Source organism: Methylosinus sp. Ce-a6, from assembly GCF_009811655.1.
Taxonomy (GTDB): domain Bacteria; phylum Pseudomonadota; class Alphaproteobacteria; order Rhizobiales; family Beijerinckiaceae; genus Methylosinus.
The window spans coordinates 1-2,598 of sequence record NZ_BGJX01000070.1 but is presented as its reverse complement, the minus strand read 5'-3'; the positions used below and the strand labels follow the sequence as shown (position 1 = coordinate 2,598).

Genomic DNA, 2,598 nt, shown 5'->3' with positions numbered 1-2,598 from the left:
CGAAGACGCCGAGCATCATCGTAATTCCTAAACGATAACCTCAGGAAACGGCGTAAGCGTATCCATGCACCAAAGCCGCGCCACGCCGCTATCGGCGGCAGCTTCAACGCGGCATGGATATCGCTGTGATACCGGACCACCTCCAGCGCCAGCCATCGCTCCAGCTCGTCGAGCGTCATCACGGCGTGCTTGGCGGAGTCGTAGTCGCCGAGCTCCGCCACGTTCGAAAATGTCGTGCCCGGCAGCAGATGCGCCGCGCCCATCATCGTGCCGATCAGCCGTTCGATATGGCCGCCGTAGTGCGGCCGCGCCACTGGGCGATAGATCAGTCGAACGCCATGCTCCTCGCAGCCGCGCGCGAGCGCGCGCGCCCGAAATTCCTTGGCGTTGTCGAGATGAAGCGCATCGGGAATCCCGGCAACCGGCCATTCGGCGACAACGCCCAGCCGCATCAGCCAGGACTCCTTCGGTAAGACGAGATGCTGGATCGCCAACGCCACGGACGTCGACGACGGCGCCTCGAGCGAGACGTAGAACCCCGCCACCATGCGGCTCGCCACATCGATCGCCAAAGTCAGCCATGGCCGCCCGATCGGCTCGCGATGCACGGAATCGACCACGAACACGTCGATCTTGGTATGATCGATTTGCACGACTTCGAGCGCGTAGCTCACTTGATATTCGCCCACGACCGGCGCGAAGCGCGCGCGAGCGGCCTCCGCTCCCTCCCGATCCTGCAAGAGCGAGCGCTTGTCCGTGCGCGCGACCCGGGCCTTTATCGCATCCCACAATGGCAAACGGGTGCCGCGGGCTTGGCACAGCTGGCGCACACGCCGTCGCAGCGCGTTGACGCCCGGCTTTTGCCGCGTGCGATAGAACTCCTCGATGGCGTCGTCGATGAGCTGATCCTGTTCGGGCGTCAGCCGACTGGAGCCCTCCTTCGGCCCCCGTTGCCGGGTGTCGGGATACATCCTATTGTGAGAAAATCACGGTTCGGCAGGCCTTTGGGCGTCTTATTTGAGAATTTCGAGGGAGAACTTCGTTCCCGGACATCCAAATTGAGAAGCGTCCGCGCTCCGAGAGCTACCAGTGCGATCTGATCGAAGCGCCTGAAATACAACGGTCGGCCGACTGTGCGGAGGAAAAGTGCCGGCCGGAAATTCTCGTTATTGATGTCCATTTTCCCGGCGCATCCGCGGCCAATGTTTGGGAGGCCAATTCTCGAATTAAGCGTAACCGGGCGTTCGGTTTTCTCGGTTCACATGTATATTCTCAAATTTTTCCTGCTCGGCAACCCATTGAATTATCCCGGAATTGGTTCTCGTTTTTAGATGTATCCCGACACCGACGCGCTTCCAGTTAAGCCCGTCGAATAGAGCTTCGAACTGCACCCGGCTCAATTGCAGGACGCCGTCGCTGACCTGCGGCCAAGAAAAACCGTTATCGCCAAGACGCTTGTAGATCAGCACGAGTCCGGTTCCGTCCCACAACAAAATCTTCAAGCGATCCCTTCGCTTCGAGCGGAACACGACGATGAGGCCGGAATGCGGATCGAGTCCAAGCTTGTTTTGCACCAGAGCGGCCAGCGCATCATGCCCGCAACGAAAATCGACGGGACGCACGGCGAGCACGATCCGCAACCCTTGCGACGGAATGATCACGCGCCGCGCTCCAACGCCGTCATGATCTCGGCGATGCGCGTCGACGCGGTGTCTTGCTCCAATCGTAACACGACCTTGCCGACGACGATCTCGATCTTCGCATCGCTCTCATTACGAACGGACGGCTGCTCGAGCTCGATCTCCACGAACTCCGCGGGACCGTCGGTCACGAGCGCGAGCCGCCCGGTGCGCGCTTGCCGGCGCCACTGCGTCAATTGCTGCGCGCATATCCGATATTTGCGGGCGACATCGGCGACGCGCGCTCCAGGCGCGAGGCTCTCTCGCACGATCCGGCCCTTCAGCTCCTTCGACCACAGCCGATTGCCCGAACGTGAACGACGAAAATCCACACGTCCGACAAATCCTGCGCCAAAAGCCGTTTCGATCGTCGCATTCTCGTTCATCTTCGGATCCTTCCAGAGACATGGCTGTCCCTCGGAAGAATCTCACATCCGAAAATCCTTCCGAACCCGAAGAATCAATGGGGTCGCAACGGCGCTTACGCCTCGTCCTCGAACCAGATTTCTATTTTGTCGGAGGCGACACGCTTTTCGCGCGCGATTTCCTCCAGACGAGCTGGGAAACTTTTTTAAAATCCTCGATCGCGCCTTCGGCCTGCGCGTGATGACGCGGCCGCGCCGACAGCTTGCGATAGCCCATTTTGCGCAGCTCGCGGCTCATGGTCTGTTCCGAGACGACGACGCGAAGCTCCTCGAATGTCCACTGACATAGATCGACGATCCGCCAGCGCACGACGCCATGAATGGCAGGCGTCGGCCCCTCTTCGATGAGCGCCGCCAGCGCGGCGCGATGCGCGTCGTCGATGCGAACGAAAGACTTTCGTCGAAAGGCTGACGACACAGGGGAATCGGGTGAAGGATTTCAGGCGGCGACGAGACTTGCGAGGAAGTCGTCGTCCCAGGCGGCGGTCATGCGC

3 protein-coding genes and 1 pseudogene are annotated in these 2,598 nt (G+C 60.6%); all 4 read right to left on the bottom strand.

The window, feature by feature from the left end; genetic code table 11:
* Positions 1-971 (bottom strand): DDE-type integrase/transposase/recombinase (locus tag Mspo_RS19275; protein WP_159732893.1); only part of this gene is annotated, 971 nt, incomplete at its 3' end.
* A 255-nt stretch (positions 972-1,226) separates the two neighbouring features.
* Positions 1,227-1,661 carry an IS66 family insertion sequence element accessory protein TnpB gene (gene tnpB / locus Mspo_RS19270; RefSeq protein ID WP_159732891.1) on the bottom strand — a complete coding sequence of 145 codons (435 nt, stop codon included), beginning with the start codon at positions 1,659-1,661 and terminating at the stop codon, positions 1,227-1,229.
* Entirely contained in the window at positions 1,658-2,065 is a 408-nt protein-coding gene (locus tag Mspo_RS19265) for a transposase (RefSeq protein ID WP_244613560.1), read from the bottom strand. The genes tnpB and Mspo_RS19265 overlap by 4 nt, the downstream gene beginning before the upstream one ends.
* Before the next feature lie 98 nt (positions 2,066-2,163).
* Positions 2,164-2,489: pseudogene (locus Mspo_RS19260) on the bottom strand (winged helix-turn-helix domain-containing protein); the annotation flags it as partial.
* Positions 2,490-2,598: the final 109 nt, after the last annotated feature.